Annotated in this window: 24 protein-coding genes and 1 riboswitch; of the genes, 9 read left to right on the plus strand and 15 right to left on the minus strand. The window is 56.4% G+C overall.

Annotated elements, in window-relative coordinates; genetic code table 11:
• Positions 1-10 precede the first annotated feature (10 nt).
• The 4 genes from N037_RS09540 to plsY all read right to left on the minus strand — a co-directional run bounded on the left by N037_RS09540 (position 11) and on the right by plsY (position 3,511).
• Positions 11-313, minus strand: coding sequence for an urease subunit gamma (locus tag N037_RS09540; RefSeq protein ID WP_006811999.1), 303 nt, complete (start codon positions 311-313; stop codon positions 11-13).
• A 10-nt stretch (positions 314-323) separates the two neighbouring features.
• Entirely contained in the window at positions 324-1,151 is an 828-nt protein-coding gene (locus tag N037_RS09545) for an urease accessory protein UreD (RefSeq protein WP_032640526.1), read from the minus strand.
• A 188-nt stretch (positions 1,152-1,339) separates the two neighbouring features.
• Positions 1,340-2,806, minus strand: a complete 1,467-nt coding sequence (locus N037_RS09550; RefSeq protein ID WP_032640529.1) for an MFS transporter — start codon at positions 2,804-2,806, stop codon at positions 1,340-1,342.
• Positions 2,807-2,890: 84 nt separating this feature from the next.
• Positions 2,891-3,511, minus strand: a complete 621-nt coding sequence (gene plsY, locus N037_RS09555; protein WP_023333448.1) for a glycerol-3-phosphate 1-O-acyltransferase PlsY — start codon at positions 3,509-3,511, stop codon at positions 2,891-2,893.
• A gap of 107 nt (positions 3,512-3,618) precedes the next feature.
• On the opposite strand from plsY, the gene folB reads away from it, so the two are divergent.
• Together folB and bacA are read left to right on the plus strand one after the other, a co-directional pair.
• Complete coding sequence (folB, locus tag N037_RS09560; RefSeq protein ID WP_023333447.1) at positions 3,619-3,987, plus strand: bifunctional dihydroneopterin aldolase/7,8-dihydroneopterin epimerase; 369 nt, start codon at positions 3,619-3,621, stop codon at positions 3,985-3,987.
• 106 nt (positions 3,988-4,093) lie between these two features.
• Positions 4,094-4,915 carry an undecaprenyl-diphosphate phosphatase gene (gene bacA / locus N037_RS09565; RefSeq protein WP_023333446.1) on the plus strand — a complete coding sequence of 274 codons (822 nt, stop codon included), beginning with the start codon at positions 4,094-4,096 and terminating at the stop codon, positions 4,913-4,915.
• A gap of 10 nt (positions 4,916-4,925) precedes the next feature.
• On the opposite strand, the gene N037_RS09570 is transcribed toward bacA, so the two are convergent.
• Both N037_RS09570 and N037_RS09575 read right to left on the minus strand, forming a co-directional pair.
• A complete protein-coding gene (locus tag N037_RS09570; protein ID WP_024906483.1) occupies positions 4,926-6,167 on the minus strand; it encodes a multifunctional CCA addition/repair protein in 1,242 nt (413 codons plus the stop codon).
• 60 nt (positions 6,168-6,227) lie between these two features.
• The gene (locus tag N037_RS09575) at positions 6,228-6,848 is read right to left on the minus strand and encodes a TIGR04211 family SH3 domain-containing protein (RefSeq protein ID WP_024906484.1); all 621 of its coding nucleotides are present in this window, start codon (positions 6,846-6,848) and stop codon (positions 6,228-6,230) included.
• A gap of 229 nt (positions 6,849-7,077) precedes the next feature.
• Here N037_RS09575 and N037_RS09580 point away from each other — a divergent pair, with 229 nt between their 5' ends.
• From N037_RS09580 to hldE, 3 genes are read left to right on the plus strand one after another with little or no spacing between them, the layout of a single operon-like run.
• Positions 7,078-8,379 (plus strand): CYTH domain-containing protein, encoded by a 1,302-nt coding sequence (locus N037_RS09580; protein ID WP_023333444.1) that lies wholly within the window; start codon positions 7,078-7,080, stop codon positions 8,377-8,379.
• A 21-nt stretch (positions 8,380-8,400) separates the two neighbouring features.
• Positions 8,401-11,256 carry a bifunctional [glutamate--ammonia ligase]-adenylyl-L-tyrosine phosphorylase/[glutamate--ammonia-ligase] adenylyltransferase gene (glnE, locus tag N037_RS09585; protein ID WP_032640532.1) on the plus strand — a complete coding sequence of 952 codons (2,856 nt, stop codon included), beginning with the start codon at positions 8,401-8,403 and terminating at the stop codon, positions 11,254-11,256.
• A 40-nt stretch (positions 11,257-11,296) separates the two neighbouring features.
• Complete coding sequence (gene hldE, locus N037_RS09590) at positions 11,297-12,727, plus strand: bifunctional D-glycero-beta-D-manno-heptose-7-phosphate kinase/D-glycero-beta-D-manno-heptose 1-phosphate adenylyltransferase HldE (protein WP_032640535.1); 1,431 nt, start codon at positions 11,297-11,299, stop codon at positions 12,725-12,727.
• Between the two features lie 114 nt (positions 12,728-12,841).
• On the opposite strand, the gene ubiK is transcribed toward hldE, so the two are convergent.
• Positions 12,842-13,138, minus strand: a complete 297-nt coding sequence (gene ubiK / locus N037_RS09595) for a ubiquinone biosynthesis accessory factor UbiK (RefSeq protein ID WP_003862539.1) — start codon at positions 13,136-13,138, stop codon at positions 12,842-12,844.
• 119 nt (positions 13,139-13,257) lie between these two features.
• Positions 13,258-13,408, plus strand: a riboswitch (FMN riboswitch).
• A gap of 106 nt (positions 13,409-13,514) precedes the next feature.
• Here ubiK and ribB point away from each other — a divergent pair.
• Complete coding sequence (ribB, locus tag N037_RS09600; protein ID WP_010435670.1) at positions 13,515-14,168, plus strand: 3,4-dihydroxy-2-butanone-4-phosphate synthase; 654 nt, start codon at positions 13,515-13,517, stop codon at positions 14,166-14,168.
• 44 nt (positions 14,169-14,212) lie between these two features.
• Here the strand turns inward: ribB and N037_RS09605 are convergent, their stop codons facing one another.
• The 5 genes from N037_RS09605 to zupT form a co-directional block, all read right to left on the minus strand.
• Entirely contained in the window at positions 14,213-15,277 is a 1,065-nt protein-coding gene (locus tag N037_RS09605; protein WP_032640537.1) for a fimbrial protein, read from the minus strand.
• Positions 15,261-16,022 carry a fimbrial biogenesis chaperone gene (locus N037_RS09610; protein ID WP_082440892.1) on the minus strand — a complete coding sequence of 254 codons (762 nt, stop codon included), beginning with the start codon at positions 16,020-16,022 and terminating at the stop codon, positions 15,261-15,263. The genes N037_RS09605 and N037_RS09610 overlap by 17 nt, the downstream gene beginning before the upstream one ends.
• Before the next feature lie 9 nt (positions 16,023-16,031).
• The gene (locus N037_RS09615; RefSeq protein WP_032640541.1) at positions 16,032-18,470 is read right to left on the minus strand and encodes a fimbria/pilus outer membrane usher protein; all 2,439 of its coding nucleotides are present in this window, start codon (positions 18,468-18,470) and stop codon (positions 16,032-16,034) included.
• 74 nt (positions 18,471-18,544) lie between these two features.
• On the minus strand, positions 18,545-19,105 hold the full coding sequence (locus tag N037_RS09620) for a fimbrial protein (protein WP_032640543.1): 561 nt from the start codon (positions 19,103-19,105) through the stop codon (positions 18,545-18,547).
• Between the two features lie 336 nt (positions 19,106-19,441).
• A complete protein-coding gene (gene zupT / locus N037_RS09625) occupies positions 19,442-20,215 on the minus strand; it encodes a zinc transporter ZupT (protein WP_032640545.1) in 774 nt (257 codons plus the stop codon).
• Positions 20,216-20,411: 196 nt separating this feature from the next.
• Here zupT and ygiD point away from each other — a divergent pair, with 196 nt between their 5' ends.
• A complete protein-coding gene (gene ygiD, locus N037_RS09630) occupies positions 20,412-21,200 on the plus strand; it encodes a 4,5-DOPA dioxygenase extradiol (RefSeq protein ID WP_032640547.1) in 789 nt (262 codons plus the stop codon).
• Positions 21,201-21,282: 82 nt separating this feature from the next.
• Here the strand turns inward: ygiD and N037_RS09635 are convergent, their stop codons facing one another.
• From N037_RS09635 to tolC, 3 genes are all read right to left on the minus strand, one after another.
• Positions 21,283-22,443, minus strand: coding sequence for a glutathionylspermidine synthase family protein (locus N037_RS09635; RefSeq protein ID WP_023333431.1), 1,161 nt, complete (start codon positions 22,441-22,443; stop codon positions 21,283-21,285).
• 2 nt (positions 22,444-22,445) lie between these two features.
• Complete coding sequence (locus N037_RS09640) at positions 22,446-23,114, minus strand: DUF1190 family protein (RefSeq protein WP_032640549.1); 669 nt, start codon at positions 23,112-23,114, stop codon at positions 22,446-22,448.
• Between the two features lie 194 nt (positions 23,115-23,308).
• Positions 23,309-24,787 carry an outer membrane channel protein TolC gene (gene tolC / locus N037_RS09645; protein ID WP_032640551.1) on the minus strand — a complete coding sequence of 493 codons (1,479 nt, stop codon included), beginning with the start codon at positions 24,785-24,787 and terminating at the stop codon, positions 23,309-23,311.
• Between the two features lie 204 nt (positions 24,788-24,991).
• Here tolC and nudF point away from each other — a divergent pair, with 204 nt between their 5' ends.
• Complete coding sequence (gene nudF / locus N037_RS09650) at positions 24,992-25,624, plus strand: ADP-ribose diphosphatase (protein WP_032640553.1); 633 nt, start codon at positions 24,992-24,994, stop codon at positions 25,622-25,624.
• Positions 25,621-26,043: a DUF1249 family protein gene (locus N037_RS09655; RefSeq protein WP_003862516.1), complete on the plus strand. Its 423-nt coding sequence runs from the start codon at positions 25,621-25,623 to the stop codon at positions 26,041-26,043. Before nudF ends, N037_RS09655 begins: the two co-directional genes overlap by 4 nt.
• Position 26,044: the final 1 nt, after the last annotated feature.

A 26,044-nucleotide genomic window follows, 5' to 3' on the forward strand; every position in this document is an offset into this window, starting at 1 on the left:
CACGCGCTCCTTAGACGATCGGGTTGTGGACGGTGACGAGCTTGGAACCGTCCGGGAAGGTGGCTTCGACCTGAATATCCGGGATCATCTCCGGGACGCCCTCCATGACCTGGTCGCGCCTCAGGACGTGGCGGCCCGCCTCCATCAGCGAGGCGACGGTTTCGCCATCGCGCGCGCCTTCCATAATGAAGGCGCTGATCAGCGCGACCGATTCCGGGTAATTGAGTTTTACACCGCGCGCAAGGCGGCGTTCGGCAACCAGCGCGGCGGTGAACAGCAACAGCTTGTCTTTTTCTCTGGGGGTCAGTTCCATAACGTTTCTCTTATGTCTGCCAGATACGCGGCGAACAGGCGGTTTTGGTGGTGAGAAGCGGGCGAAGCGACTGCCAGATATCGCGCATCACCCGCTGGCAAATCAGGTTGTCGTGGGAGAGAAAACGCACCGACAGCAGGTCATCGGTGAGCGTTGCACCCGCAAAGTGTTCCAGCGGCGCGAGCCGTTCGCGCACCGCGTCGAGATGTTCTTCCCCGGCAGGGTAGAACAGCAGCGTGCCGAGCCACGGATGCCCGGCGACGGGCGTGAGATCGCCGTCGCTAAGATGCTGGCGCTCAATCAGGCGCGGTTCGTCTTCAATCCAGATTTCAAGGCGGCTCTCCAGCGTGCCGTGGCTGAAGGTCTCACCGATCACCGGGCGGCCCAGACAGTAAAGCTCCCACGCCAGCAGCGTGCTGGAGGCCTCCAGGTGGAAGACGGTTCGCAGCGCGGCATTCGCACCGGGAAAAATAATCGTGTCCTGCGGCAGCCACTCCAGGATGGAATCTTCATCGAGATAAAAACGCTGACTCAGACGAGCCTGCGGGCCGCTGCTGCGATAGAACTTGCTGGCGCCGGGCATGGTGATAAGCACATGGCTTTTGGCGTCCAGCTGAACGGAAATGTCCAGCGTATCGCCGCCCACAATCCCGCCGGGCGGGTGCAGCAGGTAAAGGTGGCAGGTTTCCCCTTCGGGATAAAACGGACGCTGGACGGTAAGCGGCCCGACGTGATGAGCGGAGTGCAGGAGGGTTTTCTCAGGGGTGTGACGAAACTGCAGGGCAAGCGACGCCTGCCAGCCTTTATACGTATTATCAGTGACCTGAGCTGCTAACATGCTGCATCCATTTCCACACCGTCGGGGTCGTTTCAGTATGCCCTGGCGGAAATGAAGGCTGTCATATGAGTCGCTTATGGATAAAAACGGCTCATGTGATTTTCGCCCGGCGGCGCTACGCTTGCACGGGCCTACAAGATAATGCGCAGTGTAGGCCGGGTAAGCGCAGCGCCACCCGGCAGGAAAGGCTAGCGATAATCCTCCGCATCCACATCATACCCGGACGGCTCCCAGCGGATCGCCAGCAGCGACGCCAGGCCGATAAACGGTGCCAGCGCAATCACCCAGAACACGGCAGTATCCAGCGAAGCAACCAGCAGCGGGAACAGGAATAGCGACAGCGTCGAGCTGCTGCGCATCAGCGTCTGGTTGAGACCCACGCCCACGCCGCGCAGCGAGGTTGGGTAGCTCAGCGAGGCAAACGTCATGGTATGCGCGCCCGGGCCAAAGCCCTGACCGAACAGGAAAAGCGCCAGCATCGAAACAGCAAGCACGCCTTCAGAGGCACCTTCCGGTCGACCAATCAGCGCCAGGCCAAGCAATGCGACAAGCTGGCAGGCATAACCCGCAAGCGACATCCGCCAGGCGCCGAAGCGCGGCACGTAGCGCACCGCCAGCAGTCCGCCGACAAAGGCAAACAGCAGGTTAAGCACCAGAGAAATGAGAATGGTGATGAGCATCGACTGGACAAAGAAGCTGGAGATGATCACCGGCAGGCCAAACGCCACGGCGTTATAGGCAAACGAGGAGACGACGGACAGCAGCGTGGCGAGCGTCGTGCGCCGCAGATAGATGCCGCGGAACAGGTTCAGATAGTTTGACCATTTCGCTTTATTCACCACAGGGGCTGGCTGGCCGAGCGCGTCCTGCGGCACGTGGGCATTGATGTTATACGACTGGCGTAAAATCGACGCCGCCTCTTTCAGGTTGCCCTGATTCGCCGCCCAGACCGGCGATTCACTCATATAACGGCTGCGGATGGCGATAATCACCAGCGCGGGCACTGCACCAAAGCCGAGAATCAAACGCCACAGCCAGTCGCTGTGGCTCTCCGGCAGCACGGCGTAGAAGAAAAGCACCAGGAGATACGAGATGCTGATGGCGGCATACCAGGTGGGGCACCACATCGCGACGCTGGAAGCTTTGTTTCCCGGACCTTTCAGCCTGGCGAACTCGCTTAAAAACGCCATCGCCACGGGAAGGTCGATCCCGACCCCAAGCCCCATCACAAAGCGGGCGCCCGCGAGCACATATTCGTTCGGGGCCAGCGCACAGGCGATGGCTGCCACCACGAAGAACACCATATCAGCCATAAAAACGCGGTAGCGCCCGATTTTATCCGTGAGATAGCCGCCGAGCAGCGCTCCGACAATCGCGCCAAAGGTAATCGCCGAGGCCACCATACCGGTACCGGCGGGCGTCAGGTTAAATTCGCGGGTGATGTCTTTAATGCCGAACGCCAGCGCGCCCAGATCGTAGGCATCGAGGAAAATTCCGCCCAGCGCGATACCGACCACGATACGGGCGTTTGTCCGGCCCTGAGAACCGTCATTAACGAGGCGTGATACATCCGATGCGCTGCGCACCCACTGGATGTCGCCATCAGGAGGATTACCTGCCGTTGAAAGGGGAGTGGTGTCTGTGATTTCAGCCATTTTCTTCTTATGTGGTTGTGTTGGGTCCCTAACAGTTACCACAGGCAGAAGGTGACCAAAATCACATTTGGCTATAAGGCATAACTAACTCTTCGGCGCGTCTTTTTTCTTTCTCTTGAGCTTCGTCCAGATTTTGGTCTCCTGCCGCCGCCACAGGCGCTGGATATTGTCGTGATGACGCAGCAGGATTAGACAGGAGAGCATCGACACCGGGAAGGTGAACTGGGGTTTGAACCACCAGACGTAGAACGGGGCGATCAGCGCGCTGACGATAGCGCCCAGCGACGAATAGCCGCTTAAAAGAATGGTCAGAAGCCAGGTTCCGGCCATGACGCCGGTTAAGTCCCAGCCGATGGGCGCAATGGCGCCAAAGGCGGTCGCCACGCCTTTACCGCCTTTAAAGCCGAAGAATACGGGCCAGATGTGGCCGACGCAGGCCGCAATCGCAATGAGCCCCAGCCAGAACGGCGTGACGCCCAGCGCATACGCGCCCCAGACGGGTAACATCCCTTTCAGAACATCAAAAATCAAAACCGCTACGGCTGCTCCCTTGCCGCCAATTCGTAGTACGTTGGTCGCCCCCGGATTCCCGGAACCATTTTCACGCGGGTCAGGTAACCCGGCAATGCGGCAGACCAGAATGGCGCTGGAGATTGAGCCGCAAAGGTAGGCGAGGAGGATCATTCCAGGCGCGATTGCACTCATAACGCTGTTCCGTTTTGAAAATGTATCTGTATTCTCAGCATCTGTGGATAATACGCATAATTCGCCGGAAGTGGTATCCGGTTTAGCCAAAAAGCAGGCAGGTCGTGATGGATATTGTATTTATAGAGCAACTTTCGGTAATCACCACAATTGGTGTTTACGACTGGGAACAGACCATCGAGCAGAAGCTGGTGTTCGATATCGAAATGGGCTGGGATAACCGCAAATCGGCAAAAAGCGATGACGTGAATGACTGTCTGAGCTACGCCGATATCAGTGAAACGGTCATCGCACACGTTGAAGGACAACGTTTTGCGCTCGTCGAACGGGTGGCTGAAGAAGTGGCAGAATTGCTGCTGAAAAAATTCAACTCACCGTGGGTGCGCATCAAGCTGAGCAAACCGGGCGCGGTGGCGCGCGCCGCCAATGTGGGCGTCATCATTGAGCGTGGCACAAATCTGAAAGGCAAGAATTAACGTCATAATTGCTAAACCAATTTAGGTTATACCGGTCTTAAAGCTGTATCTTTCACGGTAGCCGTTGGGGCGACCGTTTTTTTATATCTTTTTTAGGGGTTTATAGATGAGCGATATGCACTCGCTGCTGGTGGCGGCAATACTGGGTGTGGTCGAAGGATTGACGGAGTTTTTGCCGGTTTCCAGTACGGGCCATATGATTATCGTTGGCCATCTGCTGGGCTTTGAAGGCGATACCGCAAAAACGTTTGAAGTGGTGATCCAACTGGGGTCTATTCTGGCGGTGGTCGTGATGTTCTGGCGTCGCCTGTTTGGCCTGATCGGCATCCATTTTGGCCGTCCGCCTCAGCACGAGGGGGCCGGTAAAGGTCGTCTGTCACTGATCCATATCCTGCTCGGGATGATCCCTGCGGTGGTGCTGGGCCTGGTTTTCCACGACGCCATCAAATCTCTGTTTAACCCGATTAACGTCATGTACGCGCTGGTGGTGGGGGGCTTCCTGCTGATCGCCGCGGAAGTGCTGAAGCCAAAAACGCCGCGCGCGGAAGGTCTGGACGATATGACGTATCGTCAGGCGTTTATCATTGGCTGCTTCCAGTGTCTGGCGCTGTGGCCGGGCTTCTCGCGCTCAGGCGCAACGATTTCTGGCGGGATGCTGATGGGCGTGAGCCGTTACGCCGCGTCAGAGTTCTCGTTCCTGCTGGCGGTGCCGATGATGATGGGGGCTACGGTTCTCGACGTCTATAAGAGCTATCACTTCCTGACGGCTGGCGACATTCCGATGTTCGCCGTTGGCTTCATCACCGCCTTTATCGTGGCGCTGATTGCCATCAAAACCTTCCTGCAGTTGATTAAGCGTATCTCGTTTATTCCGTTCGCAATCTATCGCTTTATCGTGGCGGCTGCGGTGTACGTGGTCTTCTTCTGACCGATGGCCCTCAGTCTTTCGGCTGAGGGCAATGCTTTTCCTTCCAGTCCGACACCGCCTGAATTCGCCGTTTCGTGAGCTCTTCGCGAATTTCCGGTCCTTTAAATCCTGCTTCGACAACGTCCTTTGTGGGCACCGCTTTCGCGACGTCCCAGGCTTTACGCAGTAAACGTCCCTGCGGGTAATCGCACGCTTCAAAACCGGTACGGCCGCGCACGTCCGCTTCGCTGGTGAGCGCAATTTGCTCTACGCGCTGGGGTTTGCGCCAGGCGTCGATGTTATCGAAAAGCTTAACGATGGTGGCTGGTTTCAGGATCGGGAAGGTGTGGATCAGGTCGTGGAACTCGGCCACCAGTTTCGCCAGATCGCGGATCTCGTTCGGCACGCGCAGACGCTGGCACAGCCCCTCGACCAGCTTCACCCCAGCCGGGCCGTGCCCGTGGTGGCGAGGCCAGAATTCCTTTGGCGTTAAGCCTTTGCCGAGATCGTGGCACAGGGTAGAAAAGCGGACGTCCACGTCAGGGCTGAGCATGGCCGCCATGCTCAGGGTCATCAGCGTGTGTACGCCGGTATCAATTTCCGGGTGCCATTTTGCCGGGGCAGGCACGCCAAACAGCGCGTCTATTTCCGGGAACAGCACCTTCAGCGCGCCGCAGTCGCGCAGGACCTGGAAAAAGACCTGCGGGTTGCGCGTGGTGAGCGCATTTTCCGTCTCTTTCCAGACGCGCTCTGGCGTCAGGTGTTCAAGCTCGCCCGCCTCGGTCATGGCGGTCATCAGCGCCATTGTCTCATCGGCAATACGGAAACTGAGATGGGCGTAACGCGCGGCAAAGCGCGCCACGCGCAGCACGCGAAGCGGATCTTCAGAAAACGCCGGGGAAACGTGACGTAAAAGACGGTTGCGCAGATCGTCCTGACCGCCATAGGCGTCAACGATCTGCCCGTGCTCGTCCTGCGCCAGCGCGTTGATGGTGAGATCGCGGCGCAGGAGATCTTGCTCCAGCGTCACGTCCGGCGCGGCATAGCAGGTGAAGCCCGTATAGCCCGAGCCCGATTTCCGCTCGGTACGCGCCAGGGCATACTCTTCACGGCTTTTCGGGTGCAGGAACACGGGAAAATCGCGGCCTACCTGCTGGTAGCCCGCGTCGAGCATCTCTTCAGGGGTGGCGCCCACCACCACCCAGTCTTTATCTTTGACCGGCAGACCTAACAACGCATCACGTACCGCACCACCGACCAGATAACTCTTCACGCCTGACACTCCCGTTTTCTCTTTTCCAGAATGATACGTAAGTCTGGCAGAGAAGACGAATTAGTTCATCCAGCGGTCTTTACGCTTACGGCTTGGGATCAGATGCGGCAGGACCAGACCCAGCACCAGACCCACGCCCAGCACGCCGCCGCCATACATAAACCACTGCATAATGATGGTGCGCTGTTTGTCGTCGAGCTGCAGATTGGCGGCATTCACCTTCTTCTGCGCGACAATCAGCTCGTTTTTCAGCTTCTGGTTCTCTTCTTTCAGACCGTTAATGACACCGTCGCTTTGCGCCACTTTCTGCTGCATTTCAGCGGTGCGCTGGTTCCAGGTACCGTCGATGTTGTTCAGCTTGTCGGTCAGGGTCTTCACCTGGTTTTCCAGATCCGGAACGCGCGTGCGCAGGCTTGGCACGGTGCTCAGCTCTTTCAGCGGGATCCAGGAAGTACGACCGGTACTGTCGCGAACCTGACCATAGTTGGTGTCCGCGTTGGTCTGTAACAGGGTGACTTCCTCGCCGGCATTCACCGTGCCCACGAGGCGATAATTATCTCCGGGGCCGCTGCGTACCCAGGTGTTCAGTTCGTCAGAAACGTAACGCTTCTCTTCAGCGTGCACTGCGGTTGCGGCGCTAAAAGCGAGTAAAGTAAGTCCAATCAGGCGTAATTTAAGCATCATTAGTCGTTATTTTCATAAATAGTGGAACGATAGTAGTGGCAACAGTGTCTCTACGCAAAGCATTCGTCAGCAATCAGAATCATCTGTGTCACGACTCTACAGATTTACGCCCGACAAATTGCTCATTGCATGGCAATTTGGCGCAAAATACTATGTACTGACAAACAAATGGCGAGGAAGTTCGCCCTCATTGACGCGTCTGTGACGCACGCAAAAGTACAAGGCTATGGCACAAGAAATCGAATTAAAGTTTATCGTCGAAAAAGACAGCGTTGACGCACTCCGCCAGCATCTGCATACGCTTTCCGGCGAACACCATGCACCGGTACAACTGCTTAATATCTATTACGAAACGCCAGACAATTGGCTTCGCCGCCACGATATGGGGCTGCGCATCCGCGGTGCGAGCGGGCGCTACGAGATGACGATGAAAATTGCCGGCCGGGTGGTCGGCGGTTTACACCAGCGCCCGGAATACAATATCGACATCAGTAAGCCAGAACTTGAGCTGGAACGCTTCCCGGCGGAAGTCTGGCCGGAAGGCGAGCTGCCTTCCACGCTGGCGGAACAGGTTCAGCCGCTGTTCAGCACCGATTTCTGGCGCGAGAAATGGCTGGTGACGGAAGGCAAAAGCCGCATCGAAATCGCCCTCGATTTGGGTGACGTGAAGGCGGGTGAGTTCCAGGAGCCGATCTGTGAACTGGAGCTTGAGCTGCTGGAAGGGGACGCGAATGACGTGCTGAAGCTGGCGCGCAGGCTGGTAAACCAGTCCGGATTACGTCAGGGAAGCCTGAGTAAAGCCGCGCGGGGTTACCATCTGGCCGCCGGAAATGCGCCGCGCGTGCTGAAAGAAACGACCATCCTGCACGTTGCGCCGAAAGCCAGCGTTGAACAGGGTCTGGAAGCCGCGCTGGAGCTGGCGCTTTCTCAGTGGCAGTACCATGAAGAGCTGTGGGTGCGAAATGTGAAAAACGCGAAATCCCACGTGCTGGCGGCGATTGCCCTGGTGCGCCATACCCTGACGCTCTTCGGCGGTATTGTTCCTCGCAAAGCGAGCGCTCACTTACGTGACCTGCTGACGCAAACCGAAACGCTGATGCTCTCTGACGTATCGGCGCAAACGGCGATCTACAGCCCGCAATCCGCTTCGGCAAAACTGGCGTTGACCGAGTTTCTGGTGACGCGCGGCTGGCGCGCCTTCCTGGATGCGAAAGCGGAGACCAAAATCGCGGAAAACTTTAAGCGTTTCGCGGATATTCATCTTTCCCGTCATGCGGCCGAACTGAAGAGCACCTTTGCGTATCCGCTTGGCGATCAGTACGGCGATCAGCTTCCCCGTCTGTCGCGCAATATCGACAGCATGCTGCTCCTTTCCGGTGCCTACGATGGTCCAAAGGCGCAGGCGTGGCTGGAAAACTGGCAGGGGCTGAAGCATGCCATTGAAACCCGCCAGCATATTGAGATTGAGCATTTCCGTAACGAGGCCATTTCGCAGGAGCCGTTCTGGCTGCACAGCGGAAAACGTTAACTCTGGCAAGGAACCCCAATAATGCCGCTTTCTTCAGCGTTACAGCAGCAGTGGCAGACCGTTTGCGAACGTCTGCCTGAGTCATTACCGGCGTCATCGTTAAGCGAGCAGGCAAAGAGCGTGCTCGTATTCAGTGATTTTGTGCAGGAAAGTATCGCCGCCAACCCGGACTGGCTGGCGGAGCTTGAGAACGCACCGCCGCAGGCGGACGAGTGGCGGCATTATGCTGGCTGGCTGCAGACTGCACTCGACGACGTGGCGGATGAGGCCACGCTGATGCGCGTCCTGCGCCAGTTCCGCCGTCGGGTGATGGTACGCATCGCATGGGCGCAGGCGCTGGAGCGGGTGAGCGAAGAGAGCACGCTGCAGCAGTTAAGCGAGCTGGCGCAAACGCTGATTGTCGCCGCGCGCGACTGGCTCTACGCCGCCTGCTGTAAAGAGTGGGGCACGCCGTGCAGTGAGGAAGGGGTTCCTCAGCCGCTGTTGATTCTGGGGATGGGCAAGCTGGGCGGCTGCGAGCTGAACTTCTCCTCCGACATCGACCTGATTTTTGCCTGGCCGGAGAACGGCTCCACGCGCGGCGGCCGTCGCGAGCTGGACAACGCCCAGTTCTTTACCCGCCTCGGTCAGCGTCTGATTAAGGCGCTGGATCAGCCCACGCAGGACGGTTTTGTCTACCGCGTGGATATGCGCCTGCGTCCGTTTGGCGACAGCGGACCGCTGGTTCTGAGCTTTGCCGCGCTGGAGGATTACTACCAGGAGCAGGGGCGCGACTGGGAGCGCTATGCGATGGTCAAAGCGCGGATCATGGGTGACAGCGGCGACGCTTACGCCAACGAGCTGCGCGCCATGCTGCGTCCGTTCGTGTTCCGTCGCTACATCGACTTCAGCGTGATCCAGTCCCTGCGTAATATGAAAGGGATGATCGCCCGCGAGGTGCGCCGCCGCGGGCTGAAAGACAACATCAAGCTCGGCGCGGGCGGCATTCGCGAAATCGAATTTATCGTTCAGGTCTTCCAGCTTATTCGCGGCGGCCGTGAGCCGTCCCTGCAGTCCCGCTCGCTGCTGCCGACCCTGAGCGCCATCGAGCAGCTGCACCTGCTGCCGGACGGCGACGCGCAAACCCTGCGCGAGGCCTATCTGTTTCTGCGCCGTCTGGAAAACCTGCTGCAAAGCATCAACGATGAACAGACCCAGACCCTGCCGGGCGACGACCTGAACAGGGCGCGTCTGGCCTGGGGCATGCGCGTGGAGGACTGGTCAGCGTTGACCGAACGGCTCGATGCCCATATGGCAGGCGTACGCCGCATCTTTAACGAGCTGATCGGTGATGACGAAAGTGAATCGCAGGACGATGCGCTTTCCGAGCACTGGCGCGAGCTGTGGCAGGACGCGCTCCAGGAAGATGACACCACGCCGGTGCTGACGCACTTAACCGACGACGCGCGCCATCGCGTGGTGGCGCTGATCGCGGATTTCCGTCTTGAGCTGAACAAACGCGCCATCGGCCCGCGCGGCCGTCAGGTGCTGGATCACCTGATGCCGCACCTGCTGAGCGAGGTCTGCTCGCGGGCGGATGCGCCGGTGCCGTTGTCGCGGATGATGCCGCTGCTGAGCGGGATTATCACGCGTACCACCTACCTTGAACTCCTGAGCGAGTTCCCTGGCGCGCTGAAGCACCTGATTACGCTCTGCGCCGCGTCGCCGATGGTGGCCAACAAGCTGGCGCGCTACCCGCTGCTGCTGGATGAGCTGCTCGATCCAAATACCCTTTATCAGCCGACGGCGACGGATGCCTACCGTGACGAGCTGCGTCAGTATCTGCTGCGCGTGCCGGAAGAGGACGAAGAGCAACAGCTTGAAGCGCTCCGTCAGTTTAAGCAGGCTCAGATGCTGCGCGTGGCGGCCGCGGATATCGCCGGAACGCTGCCAGTAATGAAAGTGAGCGATCACTTAACCTGGCTCGCGGAAGCGATCATCGACGCGGTGGTCCATCAGGCGTGGGTGCAGATGGTGGCGCGCTACGGCCAGCCGAAACACCTGGCCGACCGTGAGGGTCGCGGCTTCGCGGTCGTGGGGTACGGCAAGCTTGGCGGCTGGGAGCTGGGCTATAGCTCCGATCTGGATTTAATCTTCCTGCACGACTGCCCGGTTGACGTGATGACCGACGGCGAGCGCGAGATTGACGGGCGCCAGTTCTATCTGCGCCTGGCGCAGCGCATCATGCACCTGTTCAGCACCCGCACCTCGTCGGGCATTTTGTATGAAGTGGATGCCCGTCTGCGTCCGTCCGGCGCGGCGGGGATGCTGGTCACCTCGACGGACTCCTTCGCCGATTACCAGAAGAATGAAGCCTGGACGTGGGAGCATCAGGCGCTGGTGCGCGCTCGCGTGGTGTATGGCGATCCGCAGCTCAAAACGCAGTTTGACGTCATCCGTAAGGAGGTTATGACCACCGTGCGTGATGGCAGCACGCTGCAAACGGAAGTGCGCGAAATGCGCGAGAAAATGCGCGCGCATCTCGGCAATAAACATCGCGATCGCTTTGATATTAAAGCCGACGAGGGTGGGATTACCGATATTGAGTTCATTACCCAGTATCTGGTGCTGCTGCATGCCCACGACAAGCCGAAGCTAACGCGCTGGTCCGATAACGTGCGCATTCTGGAGCTGCTGGCGCAAAACGACATTATGGACGAGCAGGAGGCGCAGGCCTTAACCCGCGCCTACACGACGCTGCGCGATGAGCTTCATCACCTGGCGCTGCAGGAGCAGCCGGGGCATGTGGCGCTGGACTGTTTTGCTCATGAACGTGCTCAGGTAACGGCCAGCTGGCAGAAGTGGCTGGTGGAACCGTGCGTAACAAATCAAGTGTGATATTATCGCGCGCAAATTGTGAATCTTTCTGGAGTCAGGAATGAAAGTAACACTGCCAGAGTTTGAACGTGCTGGGGTAATGGTTGTTGGGGATGTGATGCTGGATCGCTACTGGTATGGTCCTACCAGCCGCATCTCTCCGGAAGCACCGGTACCGGTGGTTAAGGTCGACACCATTGAAGAGCGTCCCGGCGGCGCGGCAAACGTGGCGATGAACATTGCTTCTCTGGGCGCCCAGTCGCGTCTGGTGGGCTTGACCGGCATCGACGATGCGGCGCGCGCGCTGAGCAAGTCGCTGGCGGACGTGAACGTGAAGTGCGACTTCGTTTCTGTTCCGACCCACCCGACGATCACCAAGCTGCGCGTGCTGTCGCGTAACCAGCAGCTGATCCGCCTCGACTTTGAAGAAGGTTTCGAGGGCGTTGATCCTGAGCCGCTGCACGAGCGTATCAATCAGGCGCTGGGCAATATCGGCGCGCTGGTGCTGTCCGACTACGCCAAAGGCGCGCTGGCGAGCGTGCAGACGATGATTCAGCTGGCGCGTAAAGCCAACGTCCCGGTGCTGATCGACCCGAAAGGGACCGATTTTGAGCGCTATCGCGGCGCGACGCTGCTGACGCCAAACCTCTCCGAGTTTGAGGCGGTGGCGGGCAAGTGCAAAACCGAGGAAGAACTGGTTGAGCGCGGCATGAAGATCATTGCTGATTTCGAGCTGTCTGCTTTGCTCGTCACCCGCTCCGAGCAGGGGATGACGCTGCTGCAGCCGGGCAAACCGCCGCTGCATATGCCAACCCAGGCGCAGGAAGTGTACGACGTGACCGGTGCCGGTGATACGGTGATCGGCGTGCTGGCGGCGACGCTGGCGGCAGGAAACTCCCTGGAAGAGGCGTGCTACTTTGCCAACGCCGCGGCGGGCGTGGTAGTCGGTAAACTCGGGACGTCTACCGTTTCGCCAATCGAGCTGGAAAACGCGGTGCGCGGTCGTGCCGATACCGGTTTTGGCGTGATGACCGAAGACGAGCTTAAAGTGGCCGTCGCCGCCGCGCGCAAGCGTGGTGAAAAAGTGGTGATGACCAACGGCGTGTTCGACATCCTGCACGCGGGCCACGTTTCGTATCTGGCGAATGCCCGCAAGCTGGGCGATCGCCTGATTGTGGCGGTTAACAGCGATGCGTCGACGAAACGCCTGAAGGGGGAAACGCGTCCGGTGAATCCGCTCGAGCAGCGCATGATTGTGCTCGGCGCGCTGGAAGCGGTGGACTGGGTGGTGTCGTTTGAAGAAGACACGCCGCAGCGCCTGATTGCCGGCATTCTGCCGGACCTGCTGGTAAAAGGCGGGGATTACAAGCCGGAGCAAATCGCGGGTAGCGAGGAGGTCTGGGCGAACGGCGGTGAGGTGATGGTACTCAACTTTGAGGACGGGTGCTCAACCACCAACATCATCAAGAAGATCCAGAAAGACAGTCAGTAAAAAACGGGCCAGCTGGCCCGTTTTTTATGTCGGGTGGCGGCTGCGCCTTATCCGACCTACGCGTTCATGTAGGCCCGGTAAGGCGTAGCCGCCACCGGGCGCAACAGGCCGCACTTACGCCTGGTCGTCCACCGGTGGAATAGCCGGTGCCGGTTTCACTTCTTCCGGCGCATTGCGGTTTTCCAGCTCGGTCAGACGCTGTTCCAGCAGTGCCAGCTTCTCGCGGGTGCGCAGCAGAACCTGGGTCTGTACGTCAAACTCCTCGCGGCTGACTAAATCAAGGCGAACCAACTGCGCCTGCAGCGTCTGGCGGATTTTCTTCTCAACGTCATCACCAAATTCACGAATGCCTTTTGGCATAGATTCATGAACCTGACGCGCAATTTGCTCAATTTTCTTCGGGTCAATCATTGTCGTTTCCCTTGATGGAAAGGTGTCAGTGTCCATTGTAGCGCGTCATGCCCGGGGTAAACAAAATTGTTTGATGCTTATGCATTGCCCAGGATAATCAATAGCGTTATAGTTATCTCGCTTATTCTCAGGGCGGGGCGAAATTCCCCACCGGCGGTAAATCAGCTTAACGCTGAAAGCCCGCGAGCGCTTTGGGTGAAAACTCAAAGGTCAGCAGATCCGGTGTAATTCCGGGGCCGACGGTTAGAGTCCGGATGGGAGAGAGTAACGATCCAGTCGGGCATGGGCCCGCTCACGTTATCTTTTTGCCGCTTATACGGCGCTCCTAAGACTGCCCTGATTCTGGTAACCATAATGTTAATGAGGTTTTTTTACCATGAATCAGACGCTACTTTCCTCTTTTGGCACTTCAACTCAACGTGTTGAACATGCACTGGATGCACTGCGCGAAGGCCGCGGTGTGATGGTGCTTGACGATGAAAACCGTGAAAACGAAGGCGATATGATTTTCGCCGCCGAAAACATGACCGTTGAGCAGATGGCGCTGACCATCCGTCACGGCAGCGGCATCGTATGCCTGTGTATTACCGAAGATCGTCGTAAGCAGCTTGAACTGCCGATGATGGTCGAAAACAACACCAGCGCCTTTGGTACCGGTTTTACCGTGACCATCGAAGCGGCGCATGGCGTGACCACCGGTGTCTCTGCGGCTGACCGTCTGACCACCGTACGTGCCGCGATTGCAGACGGTGCGAAGCCATCCGATCTGCATCGTCCTGGCCACGTCTTCCCACTGCGCGCGCAGGCGGGCGGCGTGCTGACCCGCGGCGGCCACACCGAAGCGACCATCGACCTGGTGACGCTGGCAGGCTTCAAACCTGCAGGCGTGCTGTGTGAACTGACCAACGATGATGGCACCATGGCGCGCGCGCCGGAGTGCATCACCTTTGCGCGTCTGCACAACATGCCGGTCGTGACGATCGAAGATCTGGTTGAGTATCGCCAGGCGCACGAGCGCAAAGCCAGCTGAAATGGCTGATGTGAAAAAGCCGGGGAAACCCGGCTTTTTTGTGTCTAGTGATAGTTAATTTTGAACAGCACCACCGTTTCGAACGGGCCGGACTGAATGGCTTGACCCTCCACGCGCGATAGCTCTGCCGTGTAGGTTTGCTCATATTGCAACGTGCTGCCCGTAAAATCAGCATACTCTTCATAGTGGTTGAAGGTGTAGGGCTGCTGCGTTTCGTTAAGGATCCGCAGCTTTAAGCCGTTCCCTATCAATAACGCCGTATCGTCGGTGCTGAGTGACTCTGTGGTATAGAACGACGAATCCATTTTGAACCCATCTGAACATTGCGCATCCTGCACTTTGGTTGTTCGTACCGAAAATGTGCGAGTGCGCGTCTGCTGATTCACAATATCGCGCGCGCTAAACGTGCCGAAATCAATCTCCTGGTTCTCAGGGTAAATACTGAACGTCGCCCCGCAGTCCAGAACGGTAATATTTTGCAGACCGTTAATATGATATTTGAGGTTTTTCGCGTCCACCATCTGGTTAACCCCACCTTTTCCGTCAAACTGCACGACGATGTAGTCCCCCAGCGAGCTGACGTAGCCGTGGGGCGGCATCGCTTTGATTTTGACGTATAAGCGCAGGCGAGCGACAAAGGTGCGTGAGGTGTGGATATCGTCCGGGTTACCGGAACAGATGCGATTTTCCCATCCCATTTGTCGGATCTGGTCAGGGGTATAGATTGTGATGTTTTGGTTGTCCAGACACTGTCGGGTATCGACGCCGTTGGGCTGGCCTGTTGCATCGTAGTCTACCCCTTCATAGGTTACCCCAAGTTCATAATAGGGATCGGTGGCAGAAGGATAGGGGTTCACCCAGCCAAAAACGTCTTCAGGTTGAAAACTGCTCGTGACGTTGTGATCGCACGTTACCGGGATTTTGATGTCATCTGACTCCCAGATTTTTTCACCCACCTGCGCATTGCTGGGAATAGCAAACGGAGAGATCGTTTTGACCTCTTCAACGGGACCGCCGGAACCGCCCAGGTAGCAGTCAAGCGCCAGCGCGTCTTTTAAAGGCAGCACTGAGAGCAGCAGTATAAACACTACGTTAGCGATATTTCGCATCTTTATCGATCTTCCGTTCGGTGAGCGTGCATTGAGCCGTTCCGGCGCACTGCGCGTCGACCTTTTTCAGCGCACCGTAATCGTCGATGTAACCGATGCTGTAGTAGTTGCCGTGATAGTCACCCGTAGACGTGGTTGCCGTTGCGAAAGGCGCGATCATCAGGCTGTCAAAGCCCGGCAGCATGGTCTTCGCATTCTTGCTGAGCCACGCGAGGGTGATGTAATACGGCGTGGGGTTATGCACGGTCAGCCCTTTGGCATTGGCTGAAATTTCCATGCGCATTTCCGTCAGCTCACCGGGCTTTTTGGTAATCGCTTTTGGACGCCAGAACAGTTTGATCCTGCTCTGCATCGCGACCTGCATAACGCTACGTTCATCGCTGGCGCTGCTGCTTTTCGGCGGCACTTCGCGCAGGTTGAAATAAAACAGGGATTCTCTGTCTTTCGGCAGCTGGCTGGTGGCCGCTTGCTTAACGATCCTGACCTGCGACGCGGAACCCGCTTCAAGGCGTTGAATGGGAGGGAGCGCCATGAAATGCGTGTCTTCTTTGCGGCCCTTTTCATCTTCAATCCAGGAGAGCGCCAGATAAGGCAACGCCTTACTCTGATTTTCAACCTTCAGGCTGCTGGCTTTGTCACTTTCCGGGAAGACAATACGCGTGCGGTCCAGGTTTACGGCCGCGTGGGTGGTGAATGCTGCGCCGACCAGCATCAGGCTCAGTCTTTTGAATAGAGTTAATTTGATCATGATTTCTTACTGACATGGCAGTATCAACTGCATACTGTTTTCAAGGTGTGAAGGTAACGCGAAGCGACACTGCTGATTGTCTCCCCACGTTACGCGGAACTGTTGTTCTGGCTCTACGGCACCGAGCCAGACGTGGCCGTCATCGGCGACCATGGCAATCTGCCGGTCGTTTTCCAGCAGGCGAACAACCGCACCCAGCGGCGGCGTGCCGGAAGCGGTGCGTAAGATGCCTGCAATATCGTTGCCTGCACGCGTGGCAATCTGACGGAATCCAATCGCGCCTTCTGTCCAGGTTGAGGTGACGACGCGGGTGTCAACGTCTACGCCATCGGGTAGGTTGTTCATATTGACCTGCACGCTGGCGGGTGAATAGCTGGAGATAGACGGTAAAACACCAATGCCAAACCGGTTTGTTTCATCCCGCGACATGTTCAGCGGGATGTTGCCTACGCCGTCGGTGCTGACCATCACGCGCGGTTCATTACCGTAGCTACGGCGGTGCAGGGCGGCACCTTTCGCCGTTGCAGTAAACGAGCCGTTCCAGCTGGCGCTCAGGGAATTGTATTCATTAGCCTTATAGCTCCCGGAAAGATTGAGATCGCCATAAGGGGAATAATGTTGATAGTTGCCGCTTACCTGCGCGCCAGCATCTGACTTCTCGCTCTCGGTGCCCGCGGAAACGCCCCAGGTATTATTCCTGTCTGATGTGTCATACCACGATACGTTCTGGCTCAGGCTGTCGCTGTTGCGCAGGTCGTAATTCAGTCGATGATCGGGATCGAGCGGCACGCTCAGTGAGAGATAGAACTGCGTATTGTCGTTTTCATCTTCATAATGCGTTTTACTCCACGACAGGGTGACGCCCAGGTTTTTCCAGCGACCCAGGTCAAAGTTGTAGCCAGCGGTCACGCTGCCCGTTGTGGAGGGCGAGTCGTTCCACCAGGTTTGGCGCAGCATATTCACATAGAGGTTGAGTGATAACGCCGAAATGTATTGGCTGGCCGTCACGCTGAGCGTCTGTTTTTCTGACTGTCGGTCGTTATTGTCATAGTCCAGAAAACGGGCGTAGCTCAGGAACTGAGGGTCTGAGTAGCGGTAGCTGGCGAGCGTAAGCTGACTGCCTGTGGTATCGAAACGCTTACTGTAGTTAAAGCGGTAGCTGTAGCCCGTCTGGCTATTCTGATTGGGCAACTGGCTGGTCGCTTGCGTGATGTCGAAAGAGAGGGCGCCCAGGTACTCCATGTTTTGTCCGATACCGGCAGCGACGGATCGGTAATGGTCGCCATCGGCGAGCGTACCGCCATAGAGGGAGGTTTGTGACAGCATCCCCCAGGAGAATTCACCGCTCAGAAACGCGTTATCTTCAACGTCATGCGAAGCGTCTTTGCGCGCTTTCCCGGTCGCCAACTTGTAGCGAACCTGACCTTTGCGGGTTAAAAATGGGACCGATTCTGCAGAGACCTGGAAGGTGCTGACGCGTCCATCTTCTTCCGTCACCTTGACGTCCAGAGTACCCTGGACAGATTGGTTAAGATCCTGAATCACAAAGGGACCGGGCGGGACTTTGCTCTGGTAAATCACGCGATCGGCAAGGCTGACGGTAACCGTGGCGTTGGTTTGTGCTATCCCGGTAATTTGTGGCGCGTAACCACGCAGCGACCACGGCAGCATGCGCTCATCGCTAATCAGGGATGCGCCGGTATAGGTGAAAGCATCAAAAATAGCGGACTGGAAATCCGTTTCGCCCAGCGTAAGTTTGGCGCCGAGCGAGGGGAGAGGACGGAACATATAGACGCGCGAAAAGCGACCATCATGTTCAGAGCCAGCATCGGTATGCGTTTGCGTGTACTGATAATCGCTGCGCAACCGCCACGCGCCCATATTTGCACCCGCGGTGCCGTAGCTGTTGGCGTTGTCCGTACCAGAGCCGTTATTGGGTTGGTAATGACTGGCGAACAGGTTGTAATCCAGCAACACGCCGGGCACGCCGTTGTCCCAGGTGGAGGGTGGCATCCAGTCTGTGGCTCGGTACTGTAGCCAGGCCTGAGGAATGGTTACCCTGAGCGTCTGACTGGCCTGATCAAAGGTGAACTTAATATCGGGTCTGGATGAAAAATCAATGCATCCCTCTTTTTTGGGCAGGGCGCTGCGAATAGTGTCCTGCAGAGCAAAGGTATCGGCCAATTCAGATGGGATACAGACCTGTACCTGATTATTCATTTCTCGCCAGCGAAGCTGCCAGCCGTTTGCCAGAGGAATATCATTAATGGAAACCGTAACAAAGTAGTTGCCCGGAATTACGGCGATTTGATCTTTGAAAAGAGATAAGTCAACGCTACCGCGCTGATCTTTATCAATTGCATTTATGTTAAACTCAGTCGCGGCGGCAGTTTTAGTCATTAACAGGGACGTAATAATAATTATCCATTGTAATTTGTATGTCATCGTCCTGTTACTCAAAAAATATAGATTGCCGGCTGCATTAAATGCCAGCCGGTTTATACCGTGACGTGATGTTATTATTTGTACATCAGAACATAGTTGGCCGTTGCTTCAACCTGACCCGCCGTAGCGGTTTTGCCTGCAAGCACTTCCATTAACGCTTTGAAGTGCAGCGTCTGAGTTGTTGAGCCTGCCAGCAGGGCAACTTCATTAGATGCACCCAGCGTAATGTTGGCTTCGGCGTTATCCAGAAGACGAACGCCCACGTTCTGTGCGCCACTTGCGAAGGTATTGGTCATCAGGCTGGTATCTGTCGCGTCTGTCGCTGAGCTGGTGAAGGTGACATCGACTTTGGTAATTGGAGTGTCAGTCTCGTCGGCCGGATCGTCAAGCTGGCAGTTTTCCAGATTGATATCAACCGGAACCGCGGTAGACTTTTTGTTGGCATTGATCACGGCTGTGGTCACTTCACCGAGATCGACTTCTTTATCTACGCTGTCAGGTGCTATGTTGCAAGGCGCATCAATAACAACGCCTTTGAATTTTATTTTGCCCGAACCCTGGTCGTCAGCAAAGGCAGAACCCGATACGATGGCAGCCACAGCAGCGGCTAACAGAATTTTTTTACCCATATACATGAAAATATCCTTTTTCAAACGAATTCATACTCTGAATATTAATTTCAGGACGCATATCAAGTATACGGGAGGACCGTGAGGGGATGCGATTATCGCATCTTAAAGCTATTTTAAGATTATATTAATATATAATTCATGTTGATTATAAGTATCGACTGCCACTCATAATTTATGCAGTGAGTCAGATAATATATTTATACAATTTCATCGTTCTATTTCTATAAAATTATATTATTTATTGTAAGGGAGTTTTTGGCAACAGAATAGCGCATCATTTTTAGCTGTTTCTTAACGTTTCGCACGCCTGCCTCCGTATTAGACGGAGGCAGGCTTATGCTAACCGATACCTGCAGATTGCAATAACACCAGGCTTAAGCCCATGACCGACATTCCGCACAGCACGCCATAGCTGGGGTTGTTATTCGGATCGATCTCTTTCGCAAGCGGCATTAGCTCATCCACGGAGAGCGCAACCATGATCCCGGCAACCGCAGCCATAATGGCAGCCATCAAAACAGGGGAGACCAGACTTCCCAGGATTAACCACGCCAGCACGCCTCCAAGAATTTCGGCCATCCCGGAAATACCCGCCCAGAACACCGCGGTGCGTTTCGAGCCCGTGGCGGCATACACCGGTCCTGCAACGGCCAGTCCTTCAGGAATATTGTGTAAGGCGACCGCCAGCGCGATACCAAAACCCATCTCAAGATTGCTGCTGGCCGTTACGTAAGTCGCTACCCCCTCAGGGAAATTATGCAGGCTGATGCCAAGCGTCAACAGAATCGCCGTTCGCTTGATATTGCGCGGCATGGACGCCACGTTCTTCTGCATTAAATCCTGCGGATGCGCGTGTGGTAACATCCTGTCGAGGGCAAAATATCCCAGCAGGCCAAAGACAAACATGCCGTAACCCAGTAGCGGAGACATGCCTTCTGTACCCAGTGCGGCAGGCAGCATCTCCATCAGGGAGATGAGCAGCATGATCCCGGCAGCAAAGCCCAGTGAGAAGGCCAGAACGCGGTTAGAGGGCTTTTGGCCGAGCACGCCGAGGAGTGCACCGATAAAGGTCGCGGCGCCCGCCAGTATGGTCAGGATCAAGGGGACTGACATGCATTGCTCCTTATGATAATGATTCTCATTAATATAAATGATTCATTTCTGGCAAAGCGAGGGGGGAACCCCGGCTTTACACATTCCTTACATTCAAATTTCCTGATGATGATCTTCACGCTTATCTGCGTTCATCTTTGCCACATTGCGCGTAATGTAGCACCATTAAATTGACACCTTCTGTAAGGATATCACCATGACTTCTTCCCGTATGCCAGCCCTGTTTTTAGGCCACGGTAGCCCAATGAACGTTCTGGAAGACAACGTCTATACCCGTGCCTGGCGTCATCTGGGCGAGACGTTGCCGCGCCCGAAAGCGATCGTGGTGGTGTCTGCGCACTGGTTTACCCGAGGGACGGGCGTGACCGCCATGGAAGCGCCTAAAACCATTCATGATTTTGGCGGCTTCCCGCAGGCGCTTTACGACACGCATTATCCGGCCCCCGGCTCGCCTGAGCTGGCACAAAAGCTGGTAGATTTGCTGGCACCTGTCCCTGTAACGCTGGATAAAGAAGCCTGGGGTTTTGACCATGGCTCGTGGGGCGTGCTGATTAAAATGTATCCTGATGCGGATATCCCGATGGTGCAGTTGAGCATCGACAGCACCAAACCGGCCGCCTGGCATCTGGAGATGGGCCGTAAGCTGGCGACGCTTCGTGATGAAGGCATCATGCTGGTGGCGAGCGGTAACGTGGTGCATAACCTGCGTACCGCACGCTGGCACGGTGAGAATACGCCATACCCGTGGGCGACCTCATTTAACGACTACGTCAAAGCCAACCTGACGTGGCAAGGTCCGGCTGAGGCGCATCCGCTGGTGAACTATCTGGATCATGAGGGTGGTTCGCTCTCTAACCCGACGCCGGAGCACTTTCTGCCGCTGCTGTACGTTCTCGGTGCGTGGGATGGTCAGGAGCCGGTGACGACCCCGGTCGACGGTATTGAGATGGGGAGTTTGAGTATGTTGTCGGTGCAGATTGGGTAAAAACATGCCGGGTGGCGGCTTCGCCTTACCCGGCCTACATGTCGAGCGTAGGCCCGGTAAGCGTAGCGCCACCGGGCAGGTCTTATTCGACAAAAATGTGCGGATAAAACCGTGACAGATCCTGCGTGATCAGCGCGCGATCTTCGCGAATGCCAATCCCGGCCGGCCGATCGTTGATGAGCCAGCTGCCAATCAGGGTATAGCTGTCGCCAAACTTCGGCAGTTGCCAGAACGCCTGAACGATCATCCCCTCTTCGCCGTACGGCCCTTCAACCGCTTCCAGCGTCTTACCGTTTTCGATAATCGAGACGTTTGCGCCTTCACGGGAGAAGATCGGCTTAACGACGTACTTCTCCATTTGCGGGTAATTATCTTCCGCAAAATACGCTGGCAGCAGGTTCGGGTGGTTAGGGAACATCTCCCACAGCATCGGCAGCAGGGCTTTGTTAGAGATAATGCTCTTCCAGGCCGGCTCCAGCCAGCGCACGCCAGCGTCTTCCAGCTTGGTGGAGAACATCTCGCGCAGCATGTATTCCCACGGGTAGAGCTTGAACAGGTTGCTGATCACCTGGTCCTGCATATCCGTAAACTGACCTTTTTCACCCAGGCCGATATCCTCGATATAGAGGAACTCGGTCGCCACTTCCGCTTCGGCAGCGCAGTCCTGCAGATACTGAACCGTGCCACGGTCTTCTTCCGTGTCGCGGCAGCAGGCGAGATGCAGCAGGTTGAAGCCATGCTGTTCACGCAGCTCGGCAAAACGCTCAATCAGCTTTTCCTGCAGGCTGTTAAACTGGTCGCTGCCTTCCGGCAGGTTTCCGGCACTGGCCTGGTCTTCCAGCCAGATCCACTGGAAGAACGCCGCTTCGTACAGGGAGGTTGGCGTATCGGCGTTGTTTTCCAGAAGCTTCGGTTCACCTTTGCCGTCCCACGCCAGATCCAGGCGAGAGTACAGAGAAGGCTGATTCGTTTTCCAAGACTGGCGCACAAAGCTCCAGGTGTGTTTTGGAATGCGGAACTTTGCCATCAGCTCGTCGCTGTCGATGACCTTTTCCACGACCTTCAGGCACATCTGGTGCAACTCGGCCGTCACCTCTTCCAGTTTTTCCACCTGGGCCAGCGTAAGCTTGTAATAGGCGTCTTCACACCAGTACGGCTCGCCGTACATGGTGTGGAAGTTAAAACCGTACTCGGTGGCTTTTTCGCGCCAGTCAGGGCGCTCGGTGATACTGACTCGTTCCATGATCAGCCGCCCATTGAGCGAGTAGAGGAGGTACCTGTCGCACTGCGCTGCATGCTGGTCTGCTTCGCCACAGATTCACCAAACCCGCCGCGGGTGATGGTGCTGGTCGTTGCTGGCTTTGGCGCCATCGCCGTTTTCGGAACGGTCACGGTGCGGCCAGGGGTTGCTGCGCCGTAGCCTTTGCCGGTGGCATCGGTATATTGACCGTAAGCCGGGCTGGCCGGGTTTTTCGAGCTAAACAGCGGCTGCTGCTGGTAGCCCGCACCGCCGCCCATCAGACGACCCATCATGTAGCCTGCCATCAGCGGCATCCAGAAGCTGCCGCTGGACTGCGCCTGCGCCTGATTTTCAGGTGCGGTGCCAGCCTGAGCCGGTGCCTGCTGGCACTGACCTTCACCAAACTCCGCCACGCAGTCTTCGCGTGAGGCATATTTCGGCGCGGTGCGTTCCGCTTCTTTCAGCGCGCTGGTGTAGGCCGTTTTACATTCGGCGGCTTTGCCGGTTGCGGCAGAGCAGTCGTCCGCGTTCTGATACAGCGAAACCGTTTCGTCATTTTTCTCACAGCCTGCCAGCATAAAGACAGCCGTGACCGCCAGCGCAACAGGGGTGAGGTGACGCGCGTTCCAGCTCTTGCGGAACGAAGCGTGATTTATAGATTTTGTCCGTTTCATCTTTGTCTTCCAGGACCCAGTGGTAATAACGCTCAGGATAGAGGATGAGTGGTTGAAAATGAAGCGAAGAGGGGCGGAATCAGGGGGATCTTTACGTTGGCTTACGTTCGGATGTGATTTTGCGCCGGGTGGCGCTGCGCTTACCCGGCCTACTTGATCGTAGGCCCGATAAGCGAAGCGCCATCGGGCAATGCTTAGTTACGGAACGGATTATTGCCTTGGCTGGCAGGCGCAGCGGTACGTGCGGCAGCAGGCTGTGCAGCAGGGGTGTTGCTGTCAGCGTTGAAGTTATCAACCGCGGCAACCTGCTGTGGGTTCTCCGGCGCGACGCTGTCTGGAGACGTCGAAACGGGTTTGCCCAGCGTGCTGTTCAGCATTTGCAGATCCTGCTCGTTAAGCGTACCCAGCGCCTGCTTGATATTCAGCTGGTTAATCAGGTACTGGTAACGCGCGCTGGAGAGCTGCTGTTTCGCGTTGTACAGCGTGGTGGTCGCGTCCAGAACGTCAACGATGGTACGAGTACCGACGGAGTAGCCCGCTTCGTTCGCATCCAGAGAGCTCTGGGCAGAGACAACGGCCTGTTTATACGCGTTGATGCTGCTGATCGAGGCGTTCACGTTGTTGAAGGAGGAACGCACGGTCTGCACCACGTTGCGGTGGGCGCTTTCCAGCTGCTCGCTCGCGCCAACAAAGTTGTACTGCGCCTGTTTCACCTGCGAGTTAACCTGACCGCCCTGGTACAGCGGCAGGGAGAAGCTCAGGCCCACTTTGTTCTGGCCCATATTGCTGTCGTCATACTGGGACGTATTGGTTTTAGAGCCGCTATAGGTGGTATCAGAGACACCGGTTGACGCGCTCAAGCTCAGGGTTGGCAGGTGGCCGTCCTGCGCCTGGCGAATTTGTTCGCGGGCCAGATCCTGGCTCAGACGCGCCTGCAGCAACGTCAGGTTGCGGTTTTCCGCCTCTTTCAGCAGGGCGTTTACGGCCTGTGGTTTATCCGTTTTAAAGCTGTCCACGTTCAGGGACGCCAGCTCTGGATAGTAGTTACCGGTGACCTGACGCAGGGATTCCAGTGCGTTATCGAGGTTGTTACGCGCGGTCACCTCGTTAGCCAGCACGGTGTCGTACTGTGAACGGGCGTTCTGCACGTCAGTAATCGCGACCAGACCCACGTTGAAACGCTGGGTCGTTTGATCTAACTGACGGTAAACTGCCTGTTTCTGCGCTTCGGTATAGGAGAGTGCATCAATCGCGCTCAGCACGTTGAAGTACGCCGTGGCGGTGTTCAGGATCAGCGTCTGCTGGTCGGTCTGATAGGTCACATCCTGGATCCCCGCGCTCTTTTCCTGCAGGGTCAGGGCGCGCCATTTGGACATATCAAACAGGGTCTGTGTCAATTGCAGTGAGGCGCTGGTAGCATTGGAGTTAACGCCGTTAGCGTCGCGGAAACCGTTGCTGTAGGTGTAATCTGCACCTAAACCTAACTGCGGCAGCAAGGGGCTACGCGCTTCGTTAATCTTTTCAAACGCAGCATCACGATCGGCCGCTGATTTACGTAAATCAGGGTTGCCCAGACGTGCCTGCTGGTAAACCTGTAACAGGTTTTCCGCCTGGCTCATTGCACTGAAGCCCGTCAGGCTCAGGCCGATAAGGATGGGGAGCAATTTCTTCATTTGCATTCCTTGTTGTGAAGCAGTATTAGCGCTGATCTAATTAAAAAATAATTGCCGATTCTAACAGAATCTTCCATACCAAAAGGTTGGCGTTACGTGCCATCTGGCGGTAATTTGCACCAATCTACCATATAGCCTTACAAACGGCAGCCAAACAGCCTTGAAATTCACAATTTCATCACCATTGCTACCAGGACTCGACTCATGCAAAAACCAGAAAAGTTGCCCGTGACATTCGCCAAAAACGATGTAGAAATTATTGCACGAGAAACGCTTTATAGCGGTTTTTTTTCAATGGATCTTTACCGTTTCAGGCATCGCCTGTTTAACGGGGAAATGAGCGGCGAAATCAGGCGCGAAATTTTTGAGCGCGGGCATGCGGCAGTCTTGCTACCCTTTGACCCAGTGCATGACGAAGTTGTGCTGGTGGAGCAGATCCGCATCGCCGCTTATGACGTCAGTGAAAGCCCGTGGCTGCTGGAGATGGTGGCCGGGATGATCGAAGAAGGTGAGTCGGTTGAAGACGTCGCCCGGCGCGAGGCGCTGGAAGAGGCGGGGTTGGTGGTAGGGCGCACAAAACCGGTGCTGAGCTATCTGGCAAGCCCGGGCGGTACCAGCGAGCGCTTGTCCATTATGGTGGGCGAAGTGGACGCCACGACGGCGGAAGGGATCCACGGTCTGGCAGATGAAAACGAAGATATTCGGGTTCATGTGGTGAGCCGGGAACAGGCTTATCAGTGGGTAGAAGAGGGGAAAATCGACAACGCAGCATCTGTCATCGCCCTGCAATGGCTACAGCTGCATTATCAGACATTACGAAACGAGTGGAAAAAATGAAGCGCTATACGCCTGACTTCCCAGAAATGATGCGCCTGTGCGAAACCAATTTCGCACAGTTGCGCCGCCTGCTGCCGCGAAACGACGCACCCGGCGAAACGGTAAGCTATCAGGTGAGCAACGCGCAGTATCGGTTAACGATAACAGAATCAACGCGCTACACTACGCTGGTTGAGATTGAGCAAACGGCACCCAGCATTAGCTACTGGAGCCTGCCGTCGATGACGGTTCGCCTCTATCACGACGCGATGGTCGCTGAAGTGTGTTCAAGCCAGCAGATCTTTCGCTTCAAGGCGCGGTATGATTACCCGAATAAAAAGTTGCATCAACGCGACGAAAAGCATCAAATTAACCAGTTTTTAGCCGACTGGCTAAGATATTGTTTAGCACATGGAGCAATGGCGATTCCGGTTTGTTAGC

The organism is Enterobacter sp. EGD-HP1, assembly GCF_000733275.2.
Lineage (GTDB): Bacteria > Pseudomonadota > Gammaproteobacteria > Enterobacterales > Enterobacteriaceae > Enterobacter.